The sequence below is a fragment of the Paenibacillus sp. FSL R7-0189 genome (assembly GCF_037969925.1).
Classification (GTDB): Bacteria; Bacillota; Bacilli; order Paenibacillales; family Paenibacillaceae; genus Paenibacillus_AQ; species Paenibacillus_AQ odorifer.
Genome location: NZ_CP150223.1, coordinates 4,678,652 through 4,699,505, shown reverse-complemented (window position 1 = coordinate 4,699,505; position 20,854 = coordinate 4,678,652). Strand labels below are relative to the sequence as shown.

Sequence of the window (20,854 nt, the reverse complement as noted above, 5' to 3'; positions counted from 1 at the left end):
GAGGAGGAATGTTCCCTTAATGAGAGCCGATCGTTTGTTATCCATCTTACTTTTGCTGCAAAATCGTGGAAAGATGACGTCCCGTGAGCTAGCCCAGACCTTAGAAGTGTCTGAACGAACTGTGTTTAGAGATATGGAAGCCTTATGTACAGCAGGAATACCGATTCTTGCCGAACGGGGACGCGAAGGGGGCTGGATGCTCACGGAAGGATACCGAACCTCGTTAACGGGTATGAAGCCCTCAGAGATTGCTACTCTGCTGCTGTCCGCAGACTCCTCGATTTTAAAAGATCTGGGTATACAAAACGACTTTTCTTCTGCCGTACTCAAGCTGGAGGCTGCTTCGCCATCTAGGACGAATAATCCAGCCAGTTACCTAAGCCAGCGCATCCATATTGATGGTGCCAGCTGGCACCCTTCCGACGAGACCTATCCGTTCCTATCTATCCTGCAGGAAGCTGTTTGGGAAGATCGTAAAGTAAAGATCACTTACCCACGGAATGACGAGACGAAGGAACGTTTTATTGAACCTCTTGGGTTAGTCGCAAAACGTGGAGTTTGGTATGTAGTGGCACGAACCGAGGGTGAAATGCGGACTTTTCGCGTGTCAAGATTAATACAAGCTGAAGCAACTAATGAATCATTTGTCAGACCTGAGACTTTTGATTTAAAAAGCTACTGGGAACAGTCGACTTTAGCTTTTAAAGCAGCTCTGCCAAAATATGTAGTGAAATTAAAGGTGAATGAGTCTATTCTTAAAGAATTACAACGTGAAAGATATGTAACTATAACTTTAGTAGAACCCTCTGCTAATACTGGGTGGATGAACGTAGAGGCCGAGTTTAATACTATAGAATCTGCCTGTCGTATCGTACTCTCTTTTTCTCCTTCAGTTATTGTTTTAGCTCCTACCGAACTAGTAGGGATGGTAAAGTCTGCTATTAAAACAATTTCCACAATATATGAGGAATTTTGACATGAATTCTAAATATCTACTACTTAAAGAAGATTTATGACACTTCTCTATAGACCAATGACCTATAAATCCCCTATAATAACACCATTACATAAAATTTAATAAGGGGGACATTTTACCAATGAGCTGGATGCACAAACTTCCGTTAAAACAAAGAATTGTTGCCGGATGTTACCTCGTTGCCGCACTGTTTGCTATTCCTGTCTTAGTTACGTTAATGATTCTAGGTCAATTTCTCGTAGGAATTATACTAGTAGTTGTTCTTGCAGGTCTGACTTTACCTGTTGCTCGCTTCGTGGAGAGAACGCTTACATCATCTTTTGATGATATTGCTAATGTATCTCACAGTATTTCGAAGGGGGATTTCACTAGCAGAGCGGACGAAAATGGTTCAATGGGTGACGTAAGCCGCTCCTTTAACACAATGATTGATAAGCTCAAGAAGATTCTGACCGATGCATCGCAGATCACCCGTCAAGTAATGGATGCAAGCCGCGGAATCGAAGATAAGAACCAGAACCTGAAAATTGTTATGGCACAAGTAGCCTCTTCTTCTACCGAGCTCGCTCTTGGTGCAAATGAAATATCTACGGATATCGCTGATATGACAGAATCCATTAAAGACATTGAGACCAAAGTATCCAATTATACGAACTCCACCAAAGAAATGAACAGACGTTCAATACATACCTTAGAACTTGTTGAGCAAGGGCGCCAATCCGTAGATACACAGGCTGAAGGCATGCGTAAAAACATAGAGGCTACACAAAAAGTGGCTGATACTATTGAAGCTCTCTCACAAAATGCCCGCGGGATTACGATGATCACCAAGACCATCACAGAGATCGCTGAGCAGACCAACCTGCTGTCACTCAATGCCTCCATCGAAGCTGCTCGTGCCGGAGAGCATGGTCGGGGTTTTGCCGTTGTCGCTCAAGAGGTTCGCAAGCTTGCTGAGGAATCTACGGCTTCCACAAAAGAAGTATTCGGTTTGGTCCGCAGCATTGAGTCAGATATTAAACAAGCCATCGATAATATCGCCATCAATGAAGAGGTTGTGCAGGTTCAGAATGAAATGATCACTCAATCTGCCCATATTTTCGCACAAATTGTACAAAGCGTGCAGTACATTACCGAGCAAATCTCTTCATTCTCTGCGGAGAGTGATCTTATGCTAGAAAGTGCCTTGAAAATTTCCAGTGCAATTGAGAATATCTCAGCAATCACCGAAGAAACCGCTGCAGGCACTGAAGAGGTATCGGCGGCTATGAATGAACAGATTAATGCCCTGCAGTCTGTTGCAGAAGAAACGGAAAAAATGACCCAGGCCGTATTTAATCTGCAAAAAACCATTCATATCTTTAAATTCTAGTTCAAAACTATCAACTGCCACCTAAGCTGAGTCTTAGGTGGCAGTTTTTTTCGCGAGGCAAAACTTCATCTCTTGGACAAGACTTTCGTCAAATTTCGAGTTTTTTTAGCGGATTATGTTGACAAAAATTAATGAGGAATATATTGTAAAGGAAAATTATTCTTATCAACTATAAATTAATATTGGCAAAATCCTCGAAAGAGGATGACGCAAAACCATGGATCTACAGCCTCATTTTTTCGTTTGAGGCCATGATTGCCAGGTTGCAGAGGAACCAGGACGGCTGAACTATTGTTCAGTCTTAGCGGCGCCTTATGCCACCAACCTGTGCTTACTATAGAGCACAGGTTTTTACTTTTTGAGTATATTGATCTATCGTATCTATTCGGTAGATTAATAACTAATATATATCAAAAAACTTGTGAGGTGTTTCTTTTGAAGACAGTCGCAGATTACATGGCGGAAGCACTACGTAACCTAGGAGTCACCCATTCTTTTGGGATCATTGGCAAATCGATTTGTCCAATAGTTCTAAAGATGGTCGATTACGGTATTGAATTTATTCCCGGCAGACATGAAGCAAGCTCCGGATTCGAAGCAGCAGGGTATGCGCTGAAAACGGGTAACCTAGGCGTAGCATTTGGTACTTCTGGTCCTGGTGGAACTAACCTGCTCACAGCAGCAGCTCATGCGAAAGCTAACAACCTACCTGTCCTGTTTATTACCGGCCACCAATCCATTACAGAGCTTGGAATTCCTCAATGTCAGGACTCCACCTCTTTTCTGGCTGATTTAGCTGATATGTTCAGACCTGCCACCTTGTTCAGTAAATTGGTTGAACGTGGGGATCACTTTGGTACTATTTTTAATCATGCGATTTCTGTGGCCCTGGCCAAACGGGGTCCTGTTCATCTTTGTATTCCTTTTGATGTACAAACTGAAGTATTGGAAGAATGCAATATTGTAATCCCTGAAAGAGAGTCTCTAATTAGTCAAGCAAATATCGATAGAGTCATCGATGCTATTCAAGCTGCTAAGAATCCTTTGATTATTGCGGGTAAAGGAATTAACCGCTCCGGAGCACATAAAGAGCTTGTTCAACTCGCAGAAACTTTTAATATTCCTGTAGTAACATCTCCTGGTGGAAAAGGGGCTATAGTCTGGGATCACCCGCTCTATCATGGTCCTATTGGCGTTGGCGGTTCGACCCACGGGGATGATTTATTGAATAAAAGCGATCTGTTTATAGTGCTTGGATCACGTTTAAGTGATATGACCATCTGTAATCTTAAACGGGAGAATCATCCAGCAACTTTAATTCAATTTGATATTGATCCAAGCTTTGTCGGAAAAATCCTATTGTCCAAAACGATACCGGTCACTGGGGACCTGCGCGATAATTTGGTGCACTGCCTAAATCATATTGACCCAAGCACAATCACCAAACGCGAGGCTTTGGCCGATGCTGATTATTCAGAAGAGCTTCCAACCCTCAAGAATCTTTCACTGGCTTCAGTAATGAGCACTTTAAGTGATTTGATCCCTTATAATAATTCAATTTTCGTTGATGATGGAAGCCATGGATTCCACGCTGCAAAATGGTACAAGGTTAAGAAACCGGGCAGCTTTGTTTTTGATGCTTATTTTGCTTGCATGGGTAATTCGATCGGCATGGCTATTGGTGCAAAAGTTGCAGCTCCTGAAGAAACTGTCCTCTGCATTACAGGTGATGGTTGTTTCATGATGCTCGGCGCTGAGATTAACACCGCTGTCTGCAAAGATATCCCTGTCATCTTTATCGTGGTCAATAATAAGCAACTAGATATGGCTCTTAAGGGTATGGAGAAAACCACAGGTCGTATCGATGGAACTCTATATGAAGTACCAATGGACGCCGTGAAATTCGCTGAATCTCTAGGTGCTAAAGGCTACAAATGTGAGACTGCGGATGAATTCACAGCTGCAATTAAAGATGCGGTAGCTCTAAACCATGTTGCCGTTATTGAACTACTAACAGACCGTGATGAAGTCCCTCCGACTGCACACCGTACTTTGAACCTAAACTAGGAGGCTAACCATGAAGGAAAATATCAACAGTGGTCTTAACCACTTCACGAATCTATCAGGAGACTATGGCGCAAAAGCACTAGCTCCAATTAAAGACCACTTCCCTGACTTGGCTGAATTTATTATGGGGAATGCCTATGGCGATATTTTTCAACGTAATACTATAGCCCCTGACTGGAAGGAAATCGCAGTCATTTCATCTTTAATTTCAATGGGCCAATTCGAACAGCTGGGTGTTCATTATGTCATGGCCCTTCGTGTTGGAGTCACCGTAGAACAGCTAAAAGGTATTCTATTACATTTAGTACCCGTTATAGGGGCACCTAGAATCATCACAGCTTTTAATATCCTGCTTGCAACCATAGAAGAAATCCAATAATCCAACAGTTCGACAACAATATACAAAATTCGACTTTATTATTGCATACACTTGAAAAATATGCCTATAATAGAGTCGGAATATCCCAATACTTGCTGTATAGTGTCGAATTTTGACTTTTATAAAACAGCTAAGTGGATATATATATGGCTGGATATTGCAGTCGAACTGTTTTGGACAAATTCAATCTATGGGAGAGATTTAGGCATGGGAAGTTTCGTTTTGAAGACAGACACTGCAAACAAGGTTATTAACATTGAGTTGGATGGAACATTTTCTGAAGAAGATGGTCTAAAATCTATTCAAGCTTATCAACAAACTATCAATCCAATTACTCCAGCTGACTATGAACTAAAAATCGACTGCAGAAAGCTAAATGTAACTGCACCAGATGTTGTACCTCTTTTAGAAAGCTGCTTTGTAATGTTTAAGAATGATGGATTTGTAAAAGTAAATCTAACGCTTGAAAATAACCCGATCCTCAAAATGCAGCTTTCCCGTCTTGGCCGTAAAGCTGGACTCGATAACATCGAGATCATTTCTGCGGTTACAGTCTAGATCTTTTAATCTTAATATGTAGGCCACATTTTACTGCTTTTCAGGAGGCGTATTATGACCGGAATTCGTATTAAAGGCATTGATATCTATCATCCCAGCAATATAGTTGGTAACGACTTTTTCATTAAGCATTTTGACGAAAAAGGCATTGATATTCGAGGTCTATTATCCGTATTAGGTCGTATTACACGGTATAGTATTAGGGATGCGGATGAGAATTCCCTTACGATGGCTTTTGAGGCTGCCCGGAATGTTCTGGAGAAAAGTGGTCTCACAGGTGCCGATATCGACCTTATTGCCTATGCAAGTCAAACTCCTGAGTATATCTTTCCTACCAACTCATTAATGATTCACCGTTTGATCAAAGGCGCATCCCATACAATCTGCATTGACAGCAATGCTAATTGTGCGGGTATGACGGCTTCAGTGGAACAAGTTAGCCGTCAGATGCAAGCGAATCCTAGGATTAAACGAGCGTTGGTAATCGGCTCCGATTATGTAACCCCTCATGCCGATAAGAATGATCCAGTCTACTACGCTAACTTCGGTGATGCAGCGGCGGCAGTCATTCTTGAACAAGCTGAGGATGTAGTCGGTTTCATTGACTCTATCTACCAAACGGATCCTTGTGTTTGCGATAAATCCAAGTTCCCGTGCGCAGGCCTGGCTAAACTGGGTAAACAAGGTGTAGCGGCTGGAGAGTTTAATGTGAAGTTTATTCCTTTTGATGATTCCATTTGCATAGATGCTGCTTCTGAGTCTATTCGTACTCTACTGTCTAACAACAATATCGCGCCTGAAGCCATTAAAGCAGCCTGCTTCTCACAGTTTTCATTGCCTAATATCTTAGAGATGTGTGAGAAAGTCGGTATTGATCGCAATGTAGCGGTATACATAGGGGATGAATTCGGATATACCTCTACCAGCAGCCCATTTATTGCTCTACATAAAGCTGTAACTACTGGAAAGATCGAACGTGGTGATAAAGTCCTGTTCTGGACAGTGGGCGCCGGTTGGCAAAATGTAGCATTTGTTATTGAATATTAGGAGCTATATAACAAAAAGCGGCAAGCTAGGGATTCACCTAAGCTTGCCGCTTTTTGTTATAAATATGAACGCAACATCAGGACTTACTTCCAAAGGTGAGCCCCTTTTCCGCGAGAGCACTCCTCAGTAGAACGATCGCCTTTGGCCCCAATCCATGTAGCTGCAGAAGCTCTGCCTCCGTAAGCTTGCTGAATTGTTGAAGCTGAACATATCCAGCCCCATGCAGGGCTCGAAGCGCCGGCTTAGATAGTCCGCCCGGCAGATCAGATTCGGTTCCGTTAACCATAGACATATACAGCCCCTTTATCACTGATATCCTTCATGCTTCTCCCAACCCATGGTACGCGCTACAGCGTCCTTCCAGGCGTTGTAACGACCTTCCCGCTCAGTTATACCCATCTCAGGCGAGAAGACCCTCTCAGCCTTGTTGAAGCTCTCTAGCTGGGCACGTGTCCAGACTCCGGACGTTAACCCGGCCAGAAGCGCTGCACCTAGCGCTGTTGTCTCCGCATATGTGGTTCTAGTAACCTCACTGCCCAGGATATCAGACTGGAACTGCATCAGCAAATCGTTACGCACAGCTCCGCCATCCACACGAAGGCCGGTCAATGGCATGCCTGCGTCTTTTTCCATAGCTCCTATTACATCTCTAGATTGAAAGGCTAAGGACTCCAATGTAGCTCGTACCAGATGTCCTGAGGTAGTGCCCCTGGTGAGGCCAAATATGGCACCACGGGCGTACATATCCCAATAGGGTGCCCCCAGTCCGGTAAACGCAGGCACAACGATAACCCCTTCGCTGTCCTCTACTTCCCTTGCTTTATCTTCTGAGCCTGCTGGCTCCTCTATAAGACCAAGCCCCTCCTGCAGCCACTGAACAGCCGCTCCGGCTACGAACACACTGCCCTCGAGGGCATAATAGAGTTCATCTCCCATACCCCAAGCTACAGTGGTCAACAAGCCATGGCTGGAGGCTACAGCTTCTGTGCCTGTGTTCATAAGTATAAAGCAGCCCGTACCATACGTGTTTTTGGCACTGCCGGGTTCTAGACAAGTATGTCCAAACAATGCAGCCTGTTGATCTCCAAGTACAGAGCGAATTGGAATATCCGCCCCAAACCACTGTTTGTCTGCTATTCCAAATTCGCCGCCAGACATTCTTACTTCTGGCAGAATGGTACGCGGAATGCGAAGCTCTTGCATTAGCTCTTCATCCCAGCACCGTTCATGAAGATTGAACAGCATCGTACGTGAGGCATTGGTAACATCAGTGACATGTACGGCTCCGCAAGTAAGTCTCCAAATTAGCCAGCTGTCGATCGTACCTGCCAGAAGCTCCCCTCGATTCGCCCGCTCTCGGGCACCATCCACGTGATCCAGTATCCAGGAGATTTTGGTAGCTGAGAAATAAGCATCTACAACAAGGCCCGTCTTGCTCGCAATAACTTGCTCCAGCCCTTTACTTTTAAGTTCTTCACATTGCTCTGCAGTACGCCTATCCTGCCACACGATCGCAGGGTATATCGGTTTGCCCGTTGTTTTATCCCAGATTAAAGCCGTTTCTCTCTGATTGGTTATTCCGATGGCAGAGATCTCCTCAACTGCTATGCCACCCCGCGCAATCGCATCTCTTGCCGCTGCGAGCTGTGACTCCCAGATTTGCTCAGGGTCATGCTCTACCCAGCCTGGATGGGGGAAGGATTGTTTAACTTCATATTGACCTTGTGAGACCCATTTAGCCTCCGTATCGAACAATATGGCTCGTGAGCTGGTAGTACCTTGGTCTAAAGATAAAATCATTCTATGCCCTCCCAAGCAAAACCTACAAGATATGTTCCACGATGAACAAGATTAATGTGTTTGTTTCAACAAAAAGCACCTCTGCTGTCAGAGGCGCTATCACACATTGTGTTTGGAATTACTGTTTTTCGACAGGAAGTCTTAGCGTAAAGGTTGTACTTTCGCCTAGTTTGCTTGAAGCTGAGATGGTCCCGTGATGCGACTCTACAATATTTTTAACAATCGCAAGCCCAAGTCCTGTTCCACCTGATTCTCCCCGTACACGCGCCTTATCAGCTTTGTAGAAGCGGTCGAATATATACGGCAGATCCTCTGGTGGAATTCCAACCCCTTCATCCTGAATTTTAATCTCAAGATAACAACGGCCTTCTAATACACAAGTTCCTGTATGAACTGTGATTTTTTTGCCACCCTGTGTGTGGCGGAAAGCATTATCGAGTAAATTGGTTAGGACTTGTTCCAGTTTATCCTCATCCGCTGCCTTCAGAACAGCAATATCGCTCTCTTGCTGCAAGTGAAGATGGATATCGCGCTCTTTGGCACGTACAGAAAATTTACGGTAGACTCGTTCCAGCAGTTCGTTCATGTCCACCTGAGCTTTCATCATATCCGTATGTCCGGCTTCCATTCGGGCAAGATCAAGCAAATCCTTAACCAGACGCCCCATACGCAGTGATTCGTCATGAATGACCTGGATCAGCTCACTGCTTTCTTCGGGGGATGAAGCCATCCCGTCCAATAAAGCCTCACTGTACCCTTGCATCATCGACAACGGAGTGCGTATTTCATGGGAGACGTTAGCAACGAAGTCTCTGCGCATCTTTTCCAGACGCACCTCTTCTGTCACATCCCGCAGTACAGCAACTACTCCCCGGATGCTGCCTTCAGAATATAATGGTGCCATATGAACAGACCAGACGCCCTGCCGCACATGTACATTGGAGCGGTCATCGCCACCTTGTTTCAGGGTGCTTAAAAATAAAGGACGCAGGGGAGGCGGAACACTGCTCTCAGACGTTTCGGGATGGAGCTCAGCATCACTCGCATGTTCCCACTGCAAATCGCTCCAGCTCTCTAGCAGAGCTTGGCCGTGCGGATTGGTCAAAATAATCTGCCCTTCAATATCAAAGGTGATCACAGCATCGCTCATACTGCGCAGTACGCTAGATAAATGCCCCTTCTCATGATGCAGACTGCGAATATTCTCTTCAAGCTCCTCAGCCATATGGTTAAAGGAAGTCGCCAACTGGCCAATTTCATCACTTGTGACAAGCGTAAGCCTTGTTCCGTATTCTCCCCGGCGAATGTTATTCGCAGCTTCAATGACACGCTGCATCGGCTGAGTGATTTTGGTAAACAAAAATAACGCAAAAAATGTAGTCAAAGAAAATCCGATCATACAAGTATACATAAATAAACGTTTGATATCTCCGGAATTGGCAAAGTTACTGTCTATGTAGGGAAGCAAAAATAACCCCAAGGTAATAAGTACGACAGCGACCAGGCAGATGATCGTAACCCACAGTTTGCCGACAAGACTTCTCCAGAAGTTCACTTATTTAGGTACCTCTAGTTTGTAGCCTACGCCCCATACGGTCGTAATCATCGCTGCGGATTCCGGTGATACTTTATTCAGTTTTTCACGAAGGCGTTTTACGTGAGTATCTACAGTACGCAAATCTCCGAAAAATTCATAATTCCAGACATCCTTAAGCAGTTCTTCACGAGAAAATACTTTATCCGGCGAAATAGCCAAATAATGCAGAAGTTCATATTCTTTAGGTGTCAAACTCACTTCTTCACCACCAGCAGTCACACGGTGAGCATCATGCTCAATAATAAGATGAGTAAATACAATGTTATTGCTGGAATTGCTCTCCTTGGACAAGAAAGCAGTTGCCGAAGAACGGCGCATAATAGCCTTCACCCGGTAAATGACTTCACGTGGACTGAAGGGCTTCACAACGTAATCGTCTGCGCCCATCTCAAAGCCCTGAACACGGTTGATCTCTTCGCCTTTAGCTGTAAGCATTAACACCGGTGTTGACTTCACTCCTCTGAGTCTTGTCAGCACTTCCATCCCATCGATGCCAGGCAGCATAACATCCAGCAAAATTAGACCGTAGTCATTTGCTGTTGCTTTACGAAGAGCGATTTCTCCGTCTTCCGCTTCATCGATTTCATAACCTTCTTTTTCAAGATACATCTTTAGCAGGCGGCGAATACGTTCCTCATCATCCACTACCAGAATTCTGTTTAAATGATCTGCCATTTCACTACAACCCCTTCATCAATACAGTAGAACGTAATCTTTAAACCATTGTGCAACGTTAACAGGTAAACTATGCTCAGTCCGTCCCCGCGTAAGAATGAAGTCCGGCGATGACTAAATTAACGCCAACCAGAGTAAACATTACGACCAGGAAGCCAAGCACAGCCAGCCAGGCAGATTTTCTTCCTTGCCATCCACGAGCCAAACGTAAATGAAGATAAGCGCTATAGAAGAGCCAAGTGACAAGCGCCCAGACTTCCTTAGGATCCCATCCCCAGAATCTTCCCCAAGCGATTTGCGCCCATATCATTGCAAAGATCAAAGCGCCTAATGTGAAAATAGGAAAGCCAATGGCTATCGCCCTATACGTAATCTCATCTAGATCGCCCTCATCAATTCCGTCCATCACTGGGTGTAAAGCAGTGCCCAGCGGTTTACGTACGATCAAGCGAAGAACTCCGTAGAGGATTAATCCGGAAAGGAGTGACCAAATTACAGTATTAAACTTCCGTCCAGCATTTACACCATTCATCCAAGATGGTGCCTCAAAGAGTGGTTCTTTTATGCCAAGAAACGACTGGAAGCTCTCAATTTCGCTATTGTGAGGTGCCACAATCGGCGGCATTCGATAACTCACTTTCTCTATTGTACTATTTTCCTGCCCGGGGCTGTCAATCGTAACGTTCGGACGGACAAAAACAGTTTCGTAGCCTGCTCCGCGGAATGCAAAAACAGAACCCAGAAACCCAATTATAACAATGATTGAAAAGAGAGTAAATTCGACCAGCCTCTGTTGCTTGCGATCCGCCTTCTCTTTACTGGAAAAATTGACTGTTCGCAGCAGATACATCAGTCCCGCCGCAAACCCTACTGCGAAGAAGGATTCACCTAGTGCAGCCAGTGTTACGTGAATCTTTAAATAGTTCGATTGAAGAGATGGAATCAACGGCTGTACTTCCTGTGGAAATACTGCGGCATAAGCCATCACAATAATACTGATTGGAACTGCAAAGAGACCCAAGATTACCTTACGATAAATAGCGTACATCACAGTAAAGGCAACCATGACCATCATCGATAAAAAAGTCATGAACTCGTACATGTTGCTGACCGGAATATGCCCTGAGCCCGCCCAACGTGTAAAGAAATAAATAAGATGAAAGATAAGACCTATTGAAGAGAAAATAAAAGCAATTTTGCCCCAACGTGCGGTATGTTCCTCCGGCTTGCGGCCTGACCACTTGCGACCCATGATGGCGATAGTGAATAACATAAACGAACCGCTGTATAATAAAAATGCGGCAATAAAGACAGCGCTGCTGATGTCGAGCAAGCTCATGAAAGGCCTCCTCCATTATCTAATGATTTTTCATCGACTACCAGATCTACTTTTTCTAAAATAGAAACGATCTCACGGCGGAAACCGAACCAGTTCTTGTTCGTATGTCCTCCGAGGATAAGCTCCCCGTTAGCAACGGTAAGCCAGATACGTCTATGCTGCCAGTAGAAGCCAAGCACTAAACCCAGCATCACGATTGCTGCACCTAGCCATACAAACGGCATTGCACGATCAATACGTATATTCAAGTAAGTAGTCGATTCCGAAAAATCAACGTCGCTCATGTTGTCCACTTCAAGCTCAAGAAATCTATTGCTCCCGCCAAGCTTATCGTTAATGGCAGCCTGTTGAAACTGCGTCTTATCCACCTGTTTAGGAAAATAGAAATACTGCTGCCCTTCCGCCGGGAGATCCGGACCTTGTATCAGGAACAAAAAAGCAGGTGCATTCGGATAAGGTGATTTGGATATCGGCTGTCCATCCTCATTTAGACCAAAATCCATATACTTTTCTTTCAAAGTTAAAGTATAAGGACCCGCCTGAATTGCCCGCGGAGGATTCTTCATGTCCAGCTTAAATTTGCCGAACGCCTCGCCAGTGGTGGAATTCTTAAGCTCAGGCTGTACCGAACGCAGCACCGGGGTCAGATCATAATCAAACTGATACGCTTTCAATCCTTTATAATCCAAAGGTGAATTTACTTGGATATCATGTTTCGTCACCTCGGATAGCTGTGGTTCCTTCGATGGGTCTCCACAATCCGCGGTGCATTCATAAAGCACAGCTTGGGTCTGGAATAGCTTTGGAAGTATTTTTTTGCCACGAAATTCCTCAGGCATCTCTTCCTCCGTATAAAACTCCACGGTGAATTTCTCATTTTTCAAATAATAGGTGGTGTCCGGAATCTGTGTGATCTCCCCTTGCGGGAAAGCAAGATGCTGATCCATGTTCAGTCCCGGCAATCCTCTTGCTAATACAGCAAGTAAAAAAATAATTAAGCCAATATGTATTACATAAGGTCCCCAGCGGCTGAAGCGATGTTTCTCTGCCAGCAGAGCTCCTCCATCCGTCTTCACGCGATAGCCCTTTTTACGCATTGGCTGAATTACCCGGGCTACCCAAGCTTCTGGTTCCTCTTGTACTTCAGTTACTAACACAGCTTTTTGCCGAGTTAAGAACTGACGATGTTTCCGAATCTTCTGCCTGGTTAAGGCCTTATAGAGCGGAAGTACTCGGTCCAAGCTACAGATCACAAGTGAAGCGCCGATCATTACGAGTAGAGTTACAAACCACCAGGATTCGTATGTATGTGAAAGTCCAAGTTTGTGATAAATATATCCGGCTGTTCCGTACTCTTGCTTGTAATAAATTGAGGCATCGATATTAAGAAAAGTACTCTCCTGCGGGAAAATCGTCCCTAACATAGAGCCTATAAGTGTCAACACGATCAGATAGATCGCTATTTTGACGGAAGAGAAAAAGTTCCACACCCGATCAATAATCCCCGGGTTAACGCGCTGAGAACGGCGAGCTACGCCATCGTAACGCATTTCCAAATTCTCGCCCCAGTCTGATTCTTTACCCAACGGCTTCCCGCATGCTTCGCATAAAACAGTGCCTACAGGGTTCTGGTGACCACATTCACATTTGGTATTGGTTATAAATGCCTCGCGTTCACTCATCAATCCACCAGCTTCCCAATTTGATCATCAAGTGAATTCAAATCAAGCTGGCCGATATGAATGTTGTCAATTTTACCCTTGGAATTAATGAATAAGGTAGTTGGCAGCGGAGAAATACCATAACTTCGTACAGCATCACGTCCAGTGTCCATCAAAATCGGAAAATCGATGTTTACTTGCTTCACAAAATTCTCGACAGTCATCCGGTCTTCGCCCACATTAATGCCTAAGACCACTACGTCCTTGTCCTTCCATTTCTCCCATTGCGCTTGGAGAGCCGGCATTTCTTTGACACAAGGTGCACACCAAGAGCCCCAGAAATTAAGCACAATAGTCTTGCCCTTATATTCGTCTAGGGTATGAGCCAGACCGTCAAGCCCAAGCAAATCAAAGGAAGGTGCTTTGCTCCCTTCCTCTGGTTTGCCGCTTCCCCCAAATACAGAGGAACCGATGGCATAACCGCCCACTATAACAATTAGAAACAGAATCACGATTTGAATTGGTTTTCTTGCTTTACCCACACGTAAAGCCCCCTTCTGTGACGCAACTCATACTTATGTTGTAAGGTGTGAACATCCTATGAACATTATAGCGAATTTCGTCACAGCTTTAGGGGGTTTAATTGTGAATATTCTGTGTCTTTATGACTCTTTACGTGGAGTTCTTTCTTTAAGCAATCCTGCTTTGGCAATTTGCTGCAAATGGTTAATTTCATCCTTGGTCAAATGACGGTAAGAGCCACGTTTGAGATTTTGCAGCATAATATCCCCGAATGAAATCCGCTTCAGACGGAGTACGGGGTGTGAAATCGCATCAAACATGCGTCGTACCTGACGGTTACGTCCCTCGTGAATCGTGATGCTGATAACCGCTTCCTTGTTTGCCTCATCAATATCTTTGTACTCTACTTCCGCAGGCGCTGTCATGCCATCTTCCAGCTTAATGCCAGCTTTCAGCTTGTCCAATGCAGTACCATGCGGTATACCCTTGACCGTAGCATGATACGTCTTAGGTACATGATGCTTCGGATGGGTTAGCAAGTTAGCAAAGTCCCCATCATTTGTCAGCAGCAGCAAACCTTCCGTATCGTAATCGAGCCGGCCTACAGGGTAAACCCGTTCAGTAATTCCTTTTAGGTAGTCAGTTACAACCTTACGACCCTTTGGATCGGAAGCGCTTGTGATAACTCCCTTAGGTTTGTTGAACATAATATAGATTTTGTTCTCGCCCCGGATCAGTCTACCGGAAACTTTAATAATATCTGTTGCGGGGTCCACCTTCGTGCCAAGCGTAGTTACGAGTTCCCCGTTGACTTCCACTTTACCGGCCAAAATCATTTCTTCACACTTACGTCTGGACGCCACACCGGCCTGCGCCAAAATTTTCTGTAATCTTTCCATATTCGACTAGTCACCTCAAATCAATGATAACCATCAGAGGGATAAATCACAAGTTCATTCCAAGGAAAAAATGCTCCTGGGCAGGAATTATTGTGGGGTTCGATGATTAAAGGGGAGATTTGGTAGCGTTCTACTAATTCTAAAACGAGTTTAGCCGTTGCAAAAAGCTGCTCCTTCCTTCCGGATATTGGAGGATCGCCCACTTCCTTACCAAAATCACCTTCCAAACAAATATGAATATACTCCGGATCTGTCAGTAGCGGTGCTGCATAAATTGCGCCATCCACTCCTACCCAGAAGTCAAAACCTTTACCGTTAATGGATGTACAGCTAGAATGATGCAGAATAAAACCTTTATAGTTCATTGCGGAATGCCCCCCTCCACATTGCTGCAATAGCATATGTTCAGGGGGGCAATGGGGTGACTATCCAAATAATAACAGACACACAGCGATCGCAGCGACAAAGCCGACAACATCGGAGAACAGGCCGACCTTAAGCGCATAACGGCCATTCCGTACGCCTACAGCCCCAAAGTAAACGGTCAAAACATAAAGCGTTGTATCTGTGCTCCCCTGTATGGTGGAAGCAATCATACCAATTAAAGAATCCGGGCCATGCACACGGATCAGATCCGTAGTGTAGGCAAGCGACCCAGTCCCCGTAAGCGGCCGCAGAAGACCAAGCGGCAATACTTCGGCAGGAACACCAAGCCCACGTAGGGCAGGGGATATGAAACCCATGAAAAAGTCCAGCGCACCAGAAGCGCGAAAAACACTGATCGCAACCAGCATCCCCACAAGATGGGGAATAATCGCAATGGCCGTGCCAAACCCATCTTTCGCGCCTTCAACAAAGGATTCGTAGACTGGCACTTTGCGCGTAAAAGCATAGAGCGGGATGAACGTGATCATGACCGGAATCGCCCATGCCGATATGAGACTGATGAACTGGTACAAATCACGTTCACCCTTTCAATGAGGAATTAGGGAGTGTTGTCTTCGTCAAAGGAGGAACCCCAGACTTTGCTGAAGGGGGCTTCGGCGGTTTGCGCAGTAAAGTCAGCCTTCGGAAAAACCGGTCTGCCGCAATCGCTGCAAGTGTCGCCACGGCCGTTGCTGCAAGTGTTGTACCTACTATGCCTGCGGGATCGGCTGAACCATAGTTTAACCGGATGGCAATCAGTGTGGCTGGGATAAGCGTAATGCTTGCTGTGTTAAGTGCTAGAAGAGTACACATGGCTGGTGTGGCGGTCTCTTTATCAGGGTTGAGCTTTTGCAGCTCCTGCATCGCCTTGATGCCCATTGGCGTTGCGGCATTGCCTAGTCCCAGCAGATTAGCACTCATATTGGAGAGAATATATCCAATGGCAGGATGCCCTTTCGGCACATCAGGAAATAAAAAAGCTACGACAGGGCCAAGCACCTTGGCAATCTTTTTAAGCAAACCTGCATCTTCTGCTATCTTCATGATTCCAAGCCAGAACACAAGCACACTGATTAAGCCAAAACTTACCGTTACCCCACTCTTGGCTCCGTCGAATACGGCGGCTGTAAACTCATCCATTCTGCCGTTAACGGCGGCGAACAGAAAACCGATGATGATCATTCCTAGCCAAATCCCGTTAATCATGGATACGCCTCCTTCTTCATTCATCAGCCCATTTTCTTATTTCGAACTCGCTCCCATTTCAAATAAAGCTTTCAGCGCACTACCCAGCGCCTGGAACCAATTATTTGCCGGATAAGCCTGTGCTAGAGTAGGACTGTACTTTTTCATATAAGCAGATTGCTCAGGAGGCAGGTTCTCAGGAGTATACACCGGCACGCGGCCTATTTCTTTCCCGCCCAGCTCCAGCACAAGCGCCCCTTGCAATCCAAAATTTGCTCGCGTAGCTTCGGCTGAAGCACTTTCCTTCTGATTTAAAACAAGTTTCGTAATCACTCTATTTTGTTCACCTTGTCCAAGTGGATAAGCAAAGGTTTTGGAGGTTACAAAGTTATAGCCCGTCACGGCATCCCCACGTTCGATCAATGTTTTGAGCGGATAGTGATTAAACCCGAAGTTTAGCAGGGAAGCATGATCATTCCAGTCATCGCCGTCATTTATAGTAACTGCGACAAGCTGCTGGCCGTTTCTGGTGGCAGAGCTGACAAGGCAGCGCAGAGCTTTTTTGGTATAACCGGTCTTCACACCGTCCGCTCCCTCGTATAAATACAGCATCTTATTTTTGTTTCTCCATTTGTAATCCCATTTCTCATTTGGATTGTCTGCAGTTTTCTCCTGCGTCTTCACAATTTCTTTAAACACAGGATTATGAAGAGCATAAGCGGTCAGAACAGCCAAGTCGTTAGCACTTGAATAATGCCCTTCCGCGTCAAGACCATGGGGATTAGCAAAATGAGTATGGGTTAGCCCTAGCTCCTCAGCCTTAGCGTTCATCAGGTATACAAAACCTTCCTCAGAACCACCGATATGCTCAGCGATCGCCGTTGCTGCATCATTCCCTGAGCGCAGCATCAGGCCATACAGCATATTTTCCAGCGTCATCTCTTCCCCCTGCTGCAAGTAAATAGAAGAGCCTTCTTTGGCATAGGCATTTTTTCCTACTTTGACTTTAGAGGCTAAATCACCATTCTCAATGGCGACGAGGGCGGTCATAATTTTGGTCAAGCTGGCAATAAGCATAGGCTCATCCCCACGGCTGCTGTACAAAATACGCCCGGATTCCACATCAATCAGTGCCGCTGCTCTTGCATGTGTAGAGATAGAGCTGTTCTCGGCCTGAATTGAAGATAGCGGCGCCAGAAGCAGCAGCGAAAGGCACAATATTAAGGCGAATGGCCATTTACGGGTTATTGTCTTCATGTTCATCCTCCGGCTTCTTATCGGATCTTAAGTAAAAGTGTTTATGTTGTACAAGTGTATGCGGACCAGCCTTAGGGTATGTCCACTCCTTGGGATGTTCCACACAAAATATCCCCACAACGTGAGGCTTTACTTCGATACGTTTTCAGGTACTTTGCGGGGACCCAAAATATACTCTGATACGTCAAAAAAGGGACACCGCCTGATGTATGGCGATATCCCCGAGGCTATTTGTAGAATTATGTGTACCTAATGAGTTGAAGATTGAGATGTACTTGGATCGGTTTTAACAGGTGCTGCTGCTGGTGTGGCGGGTGTTGGCGGCGTTTGAGCTGCAGCATTGCTGGTTTGGAACATGGTTTGAATTTTGTCGATGAGCCCTGGTGTTGCATCGATGATTTTTTCGAACAGGTGAGTTTGATTGTCCAGAGGGACAATATTCACACCATCCTTACCTACCACTAAAAAAGCGATCGGTCGAATGGAGACGCCTCCCCCGCTACCTCCACCAAATGGAAGCATTTTGACTCCACCTTGGGAGCTTGAACCACTTATAGAATCTTCTACTCGATAATCACTACCACCAGCAGCAAATCCAAAGGCAACTTTACTGATAGGCAGGATGATGCTGCCGTCAGGGGTTTGTACTGGATCTCCGACAATGGTATTCACATCTACCATACCCTTGATATTTTCCATCGCTGTTTGCATTAGGCCTTGAATAGGATGGTCGCTCATATTGTTTCCTCCTTTAATTGAGTACGATTTCTCTTTCTTCTACAGCGTATATCATCCCCACATCCGCCCATTTGTATGTAACTTTCATTTTAAACTTTCCCTTGTGGTTCCTGTCGCAACTGTTTCAGCAGATTTCTCCAATGGCCGATCCCGCCTTTTTCACGCAAGACACGCCGAGATAGCCGCATTAAGGCATACAAAGTATAGCCGACTGACATTTCCCCCTTACACACAAACTCCATTGCAAAACAAAGCTCATCTTCAAAAACAGGCTTAACAAAAATTCGAGGGTGCTGCTGCAATTTTACCCACTGTGAAATAAAACCAACAATACTCCACTTCAGGCCCCAAACCGCTCCCGATGCGGTCGCAGTATCTGCTGCATCACCAAGAGAGAAATCCGTAGACCAATCGAGCTTTGATATTTTCACATGAGCTACAGTCTCTTTTAACCATTCCTTCAACCCGCGTGTAGATTTTACAGCTTGGTTAACATTGTCGCGCCAGTGCATTACTCTTTCTTTATCGAATATCTCTTCTTTTACGGTATCTACACCTGTCGTCGCAGTCCCTGTCTCTTTAAACTTTCCCCACACACCCTGCTCCAATCCCTTAAAAACCAATTGGGGAAGTTCATAGTGAAGCTTTATCAGACCAAAAAGAGAGGTAATATCTAATTCGAGCAGGTCATTTTTTCCATGTTTATAACACCGTATGCGGAAATCGATAGATGAAGACAGGACCAGGATCAGTGCCAGTACAAGCAAAACGAGGGGAATTGCAAGCCATAACGTCACGTATTTACCTCCAAGAAACCTTAATAATGGGAACCTTTGGTTTAGTATGGCAATTTAAGCTGGAAAAAATTCGGGGTTTGCATAAAAAATATGAGCTTAAATAAAAATAGGGACTGTCCCAAACCACATAAATGGTTTAAGGGCAGTCCCTTCAATACAATTATTAGCGTTCTCGTACGAACTAAGGCAGCTCGACATCCTCAAACGTCATTTGAGTATCCAGCTTATTGAACAATAGCTGCGTCTCTTCTTCCAAATTATCCGTGGACTCAAAGTTTGTTGGTTCCGGCAGATCCTTTAGACTGGCAAGACCAAAGCTCTCCAAGAAGGATTTAGTCGTCCCGTACAGAATTGGCCGGCCTACCGCTTCCGCACGACCAACCTCATGAATCAAATCCTTGTTATTCAGCGTGTGAATTGCACGTTCCGACTTCACACCCCGGATCTCTTCAATCTCCACCCGCGTAATCGGTTGGCGATAAGCCACGATTGCGAGAGTCTCTAAGGCAGCCTGAGACAAGGTTGATCTGGATGGTGAATAGGCCAGACGCTCAAAATAGTGGGCATGATCAGGCAATGTAGCCAGCCGATAGTTCCCGGCAATTTGCACTACCTGTAAGCCCCGCTCCTGTGCTACATAATCTTCTTTCAGTTCCTCTAATGCTCCGGCCGCAAGCTCTGGGCGCTGTTCCGTAATTTCAGCCACTTGGCGCACAGAGATTCCTTCATCCCCTGATAGAAACAGCAGACCCTCAATAATCGATTTCAGCGTTTTGTAATCCATTGAAGTGTTCTCCTCCTCTCCACTCCATTACGATGTCATCAAACAATTTCTCTTGGTAGCAAAAAATCGCCTTCATTTTCATCAGTTCCAGAATCGCAAGAAAAGTAACTACGATTTCGTGCCGTGCCATTTCATCGTGAAGCAGTGCGGAGAAATGCAGCTTACCGCCTGTTCCTCTGCGCTGCAGCGCATCTGATACATCACGTATACGATCTTTTACCGATATTTCATCCCGGGTGATCCGCTGGTAAGAAGACCTTCTGGCAGCCTTACTTAGCGCTTTACGAAAAGCGGCTATTAAGTCTGAGGTATGTAGTCCTTTTAGCGTTTGATCAATCTCTTCTGGCACGAATGGACCCAAATCCTCAGGCTCCTTCGTAAAAATCAAGCTCCGCTCGCTCTCCATATCCATTAGATGTACAGCAATACTCTTGAACTTACGATACTCAATCAGTCGCTGAACAAGTTCAGCTCGTGGATCAAATTCATCCTCTTCGTAATATTCAAAATCATCGATCTCAATGACCGGTGGTTTGGGCAGCAATAGCTTGCTCTTTATAGATAAAAGGGTAGCGGCCATCACGAGAAATTCACTCGTAATATCCAATTCAAGCTCCTGCATGCTACGCAGGTATTCCATATACTGTTCGGTGATCTCGGCGACCGGAATGTCCTGGATGTCGATTTCCGCCTTATCAATTAAATGCAAGAGCAGATCCAGCGGACCTTCAAACGTCTCCAGCTTGTACAATACAGTCACGAAGCATCCTCCCGC

General features: G+C 45.2%; 22 protein-coding genes and 1 riboswitch. Of the genes, 6 read left to right on the top strand and 16 right to left on the bottom strand.

The genetic code is table 11. From position 1 onward, the window contains the following. Positions 1-19 precede the first annotated feature (19 nt). The 6 genes from MKY63_RS20400 (at position 20) to MKY63_RS20375 (ending at position 6,399) form a co-directional block, all read left to right on the top strand. Positions 20-976: a YafY family protein gene (locus MKY63_RS20400; protein WP_036676190.1), complete on the top strand. Its 957-nt coding sequence runs from the start codon at positions 20-22 to the stop codon at positions 974-976. A gap of 121 nt (positions 977-1,097) precedes the next feature. Next, entirely contained in the window at positions 1,098-2,348 is a 1,251-nt protein-coding gene (locus MKY63_RS20395; protein WP_036676188.1) for a HAMP domain-containing methyl-accepting chemotaxis protein, read from the top strand. 174 nt (positions 2,349-2,522) lie between these two features. Next, positions 2,523-2,619, top strand: a riboswitch (cyclic di-GMP riboswitch). A 155-nt stretch (positions 2,620-2,774) separates the two neighbouring features. Further along, a complete protein-coding gene (locus MKY63_RS20390; protein WP_141118482.1) occupies positions 2,775-4,415 on the top strand; it encodes a thiamine pyrophosphate-binding protein in 1,641 nt (546 codons plus the stop codon). 10 nt (positions 4,416-4,425) lie between these two features. Then, entirely contained in the window at positions 4,426-4,794 is a 369-nt protein-coding gene (locus MKY63_RS20385) for a carboxymuconolactone decarboxylase family protein (protein WP_036676184.1), read from the top strand. A gap of 207 nt (positions 4,795-5,001) precedes the next feature. Beyond that, complete coding sequence (locus MKY63_RS20380) at positions 5,002-5,352, top strand: hypothetical protein (RefSeq protein WP_051490905.1); 351 nt, start codon at positions 5,002-5,004, stop codon at positions 5,350-5,352. A gap of 54 nt (positions 5,353-5,406) precedes the next feature. Next, positions 5,407-6,399: a ketoacyl-ACP synthase III gene (locus tag MKY63_RS20375; RefSeq protein ID WP_339809727.1), complete on the top strand. Its 993-nt coding sequence runs from the start codon at positions 5,407-5,409 to the stop codon at positions 6,397-6,399. 76 nt (positions 6,400-6,475) lie between these two features. Here MKY63_RS20375 and MKY63_RS20370 read toward each other — a convergent pair whose 3' ends face one another. The 16 genes from MKY63_RS20370 to MKY63_RS20295 form a co-directional block, all read right to left on the bottom strand. Then, positions 6,476-6,691, bottom strand: coding sequence for a DNA-binding protein (locus tag MKY63_RS20370; RefSeq protein ID WP_339809726.1), 216 nt, complete (start codon positions 6,689-6,691; stop codon positions 6,476-6,478). Positions 6,692-6,705: 14 nt separating this feature from the next. Further along, entirely contained in the window at positions 6,706-8,199 is a 1,494-nt protein-coding gene (glpK, locus tag MKY63_RS20365; RefSeq protein WP_339809725.1) for a glycerol kinase GlpK, read from the bottom strand. A gap of 118 nt (positions 8,200-8,317) precedes the next feature. Further along, the gene (locus tag MKY63_RS20360; protein ID WP_339809723.1) at positions 8,318-9,754 is read right to left on the bottom strand and encodes an ATP-binding protein; all 1,437 of its coding nucleotides are present in this window, start codon (positions 9,752-9,754) and stop codon (positions 8,318-8,320) included. Next, positions 9,755-10,471, bottom strand: a complete 717-nt coding sequence (locus MKY63_RS20355) for a response regulator transcription factor (RefSeq protein ID WP_036676174.1) — start codon at positions 10,469-10,471, stop codon at positions 9,755-9,757. It lies immediately after the preceding gene. Between the two features lie 76 nt (positions 10,472-10,547). Continuing rightward, positions 10,548-11,810 (bottom strand): cytochrome c biogenesis protein CcsA, encoded by a 1,263-nt coding sequence (gene ccsA, locus MKY63_RS20350; protein WP_036676173.1) that lies wholly within the window; start codon positions 11,808-11,810, stop codon positions 10,548-10,550. After that, entirely contained in the window at positions 11,807-13,492 is a 1,686-nt protein-coding gene (locus MKY63_RS20345) for a cytochrome c biogenesis protein ResB (RefSeq protein WP_076141320.1), read from the bottom strand. Before MKY63_RS20345 ends, ccsA begins: the two co-directional genes overlap by 4 nt. After that, positions 13,492-14,013, bottom strand: a complete 522-nt coding sequence (locus tag MKY63_RS20340; protein WP_038572444.1) for a redoxin domain-containing protein — start codon at positions 14,011-14,013, stop codon at positions 13,492-13,494. Before MKY63_RS20340 ends, MKY63_RS20345 begins: the two co-directional genes overlap by 1 nt. A 120-nt stretch (positions 14,014-14,133) precedes the next feature. Next, positions 14,134-14,892 carry a pseudouridine synthase gene (locus MKY63_RS20335; protein ID WP_036676166.1) on the bottom strand — a complete coding sequence of 253 codons (759 nt, stop codon included), beginning with the start codon at positions 14,890-14,892 and terminating at the stop codon, positions 14,134-14,136. Between the two features lie 20 nt (positions 14,893-14,912). Continuing rightward, positions 14,913-15,257, bottom strand: a complete 345-nt coding sequence (locus MKY63_RS20330; protein ID WP_036676164.1) for an N-acetylmuramoyl-L-alanine amidase — start codon at positions 15,255-15,257, stop codon at positions 14,913-14,915. 60 nt (positions 15,258-15,317) lie between these two features. Continuing rightward, complete coding sequence (locus MKY63_RS20325; RefSeq protein WP_036676158.1) at positions 15,318-15,851, bottom strand: spore maturation protein; 534 nt, start codon at positions 15,849-15,851, stop codon at positions 15,318-15,320. A gap of 7 nt (positions 15,852-15,858) precedes the next feature. Beyond that, the gene (locus tag MKY63_RS20320) at positions 15,859-16,524 is read right to left on the bottom strand and encodes a nucleoside recognition domain-containing protein (protein WP_036676157.1); all 666 of its coding nucleotides are present in this window, start codon (positions 16,522-16,524) and stop codon (positions 15,859-15,861) included. Positions 16,525-16,560: 36 nt separating this feature from the next. Beyond that, entirely contained in the window at positions 16,561-17,760 is a 1,200-nt protein-coding gene (locus MKY63_RS20315) for a D-alanyl-D-alanine carboxypeptidase family protein (RefSeq protein ID WP_175618935.1), read from the bottom strand. A gap of 249 nt (positions 17,761-18,009) precedes the next feature. After that, positions 18,010-18,498 (bottom strand): GerW family sporulation protein, encoded by a 489-nt coding sequence (gene ytfJ / locus MKY63_RS20310; protein ID WP_036676154.1) that lies wholly within the window; start codon positions 18,496-18,498, stop codon positions 18,010-18,012. An 89-nt stretch (positions 18,499-18,587) separates the two neighbouring features. Next, entirely contained in the window at positions 18,588-19,295 is a 708-nt protein-coding gene (locus MKY63_RS20305; RefSeq protein WP_076213565.1) for a DUF2953 domain-containing protein, read from the bottom strand. Between the two features lie 181 nt (positions 19,296-19,476). Then, a complete protein-coding gene (scpB, locus tag MKY63_RS20300) occupies positions 19,477-20,079 on the bottom strand; it encodes an SMC-Scp complex subunit ScpB (RefSeq protein WP_036676149.1) in 603 nt (200 codons plus the stop codon). Further along, positions 20,048-20,839: a segregation/condensation protein A gene (locus MKY63_RS20295; RefSeq protein ID WP_036676147.1), complete on the bottom strand. Its 792-nt coding sequence runs from the start codon at positions 20,837-20,839 to the stop codon at positions 20,048-20,050. Before MKY63_RS20295 ends, scpB begins: the two co-directional genes overlap by 32 nt. Positions 20,840-20,854 lie beyond the last annotated feature (15 nt).

Coding starts and splice junctions, on each gene's coding strand:
- MKY63_RS20400 (WP_036676190.1), top strand. CDS start 20: ATGAGAGCCGATCGTTTGTTATCCATCTTACTTTTGCTGCAAAATCGT.
- MKY63_RS20395 (WP_036676188.1), top strand. CDS start 1,098: ATGAGCTGGATGCACAAACTTCCGTTAAAACAAAGAATTGTTGCCGGA.
- MKY63_RS20385 (WP_036676184.1), top strand. CDS start 4,426: ATGAAGGAAAATATCAACAGTGGTCTTAACCACTTCACGAATCTATCA.
- MKY63_RS20380 (WP_051490905.1), top strand. CDS start 5,002: ATGGGAAGTTTCGTTTTGAAGACAGACACTGCAAACAAGGTTATTAAC.
- MKY63_RS20375 (WP_339809727.1), top strand. CDS start 5,407: ATGACCGGAATTCGTATTAAAGGCATTGATATCTATCATCCCAGCAAT.
- MKY63_RS20370 (WP_339809726.1), bottom strand. CDS start 6,691: ATGTCTATGGTTAACGGAACCGAATCTGATCTGCCGGGCGGACTATCT.
- glpK (WP_339809725.1), bottom strand. CDS start 8,199: ATGATTTTATCTTTAGACCAAGGTACTACCAGCTCACGAGCCATATTG.
- MKY63_RS20355 (WP_036676174.1), bottom strand. CDS start 10,471: ATGGCAGATCATTTAAACAGAATTCTGGTAGTGGATGATGAGGAACGT.
- ccsA (WP_036676173.1), bottom strand. CDS start 11,810: ATGAGCTTGCTCGACATCAGCAGCGCTGTCTTTATTGCCGCATTTTTA.
- MKY63_RS20345 (WP_076141320.1), bottom strand. CDS start 13,492: ATGAGTGAACGCGAGGCATTTATAACCAATACCAAATGTGAATGTGGT.
- MKY63_RS20335 (WP_036676166.1), bottom strand. CDS start 14,892: ATGGAAAGATTACAGAAAATTTTGGCGCAGGCCGGTGTGGCGTCCAGA.
- MKY63_RS20330 (WP_036676164.1), bottom strand. CDS start 15,257: ATGAACTATAAAGGTTTTATTCTGCATCATTCTAGCTGTACATCCATT.
- MKY63_RS20320 (WP_036676157.1), bottom strand. CDS start 16,524: ATGATTAACGGGATTTGGCTAGGAATGATCATCATCGGTTTTCTGTTC.
- MKY63_RS20315 (WP_175618935.1), bottom strand. CDS start 17,760: ATGAAGACAATAACCCGTAAATGGCCATTCGCCTTAATATTGTGCCTT.
- ytfJ (WP_036676154.1), bottom strand. CDS start 18,498: ATGAGCGACCATCCTATTCAAGGCCTAATGCAAACAGCGATGGAAAAT.
- scpB (WP_036676149.1), bottom strand. CDS start 20,079: ATGGATTACAAAACGCTGAAATCGATTATTGAGGGTCTGCTGTTTCTA.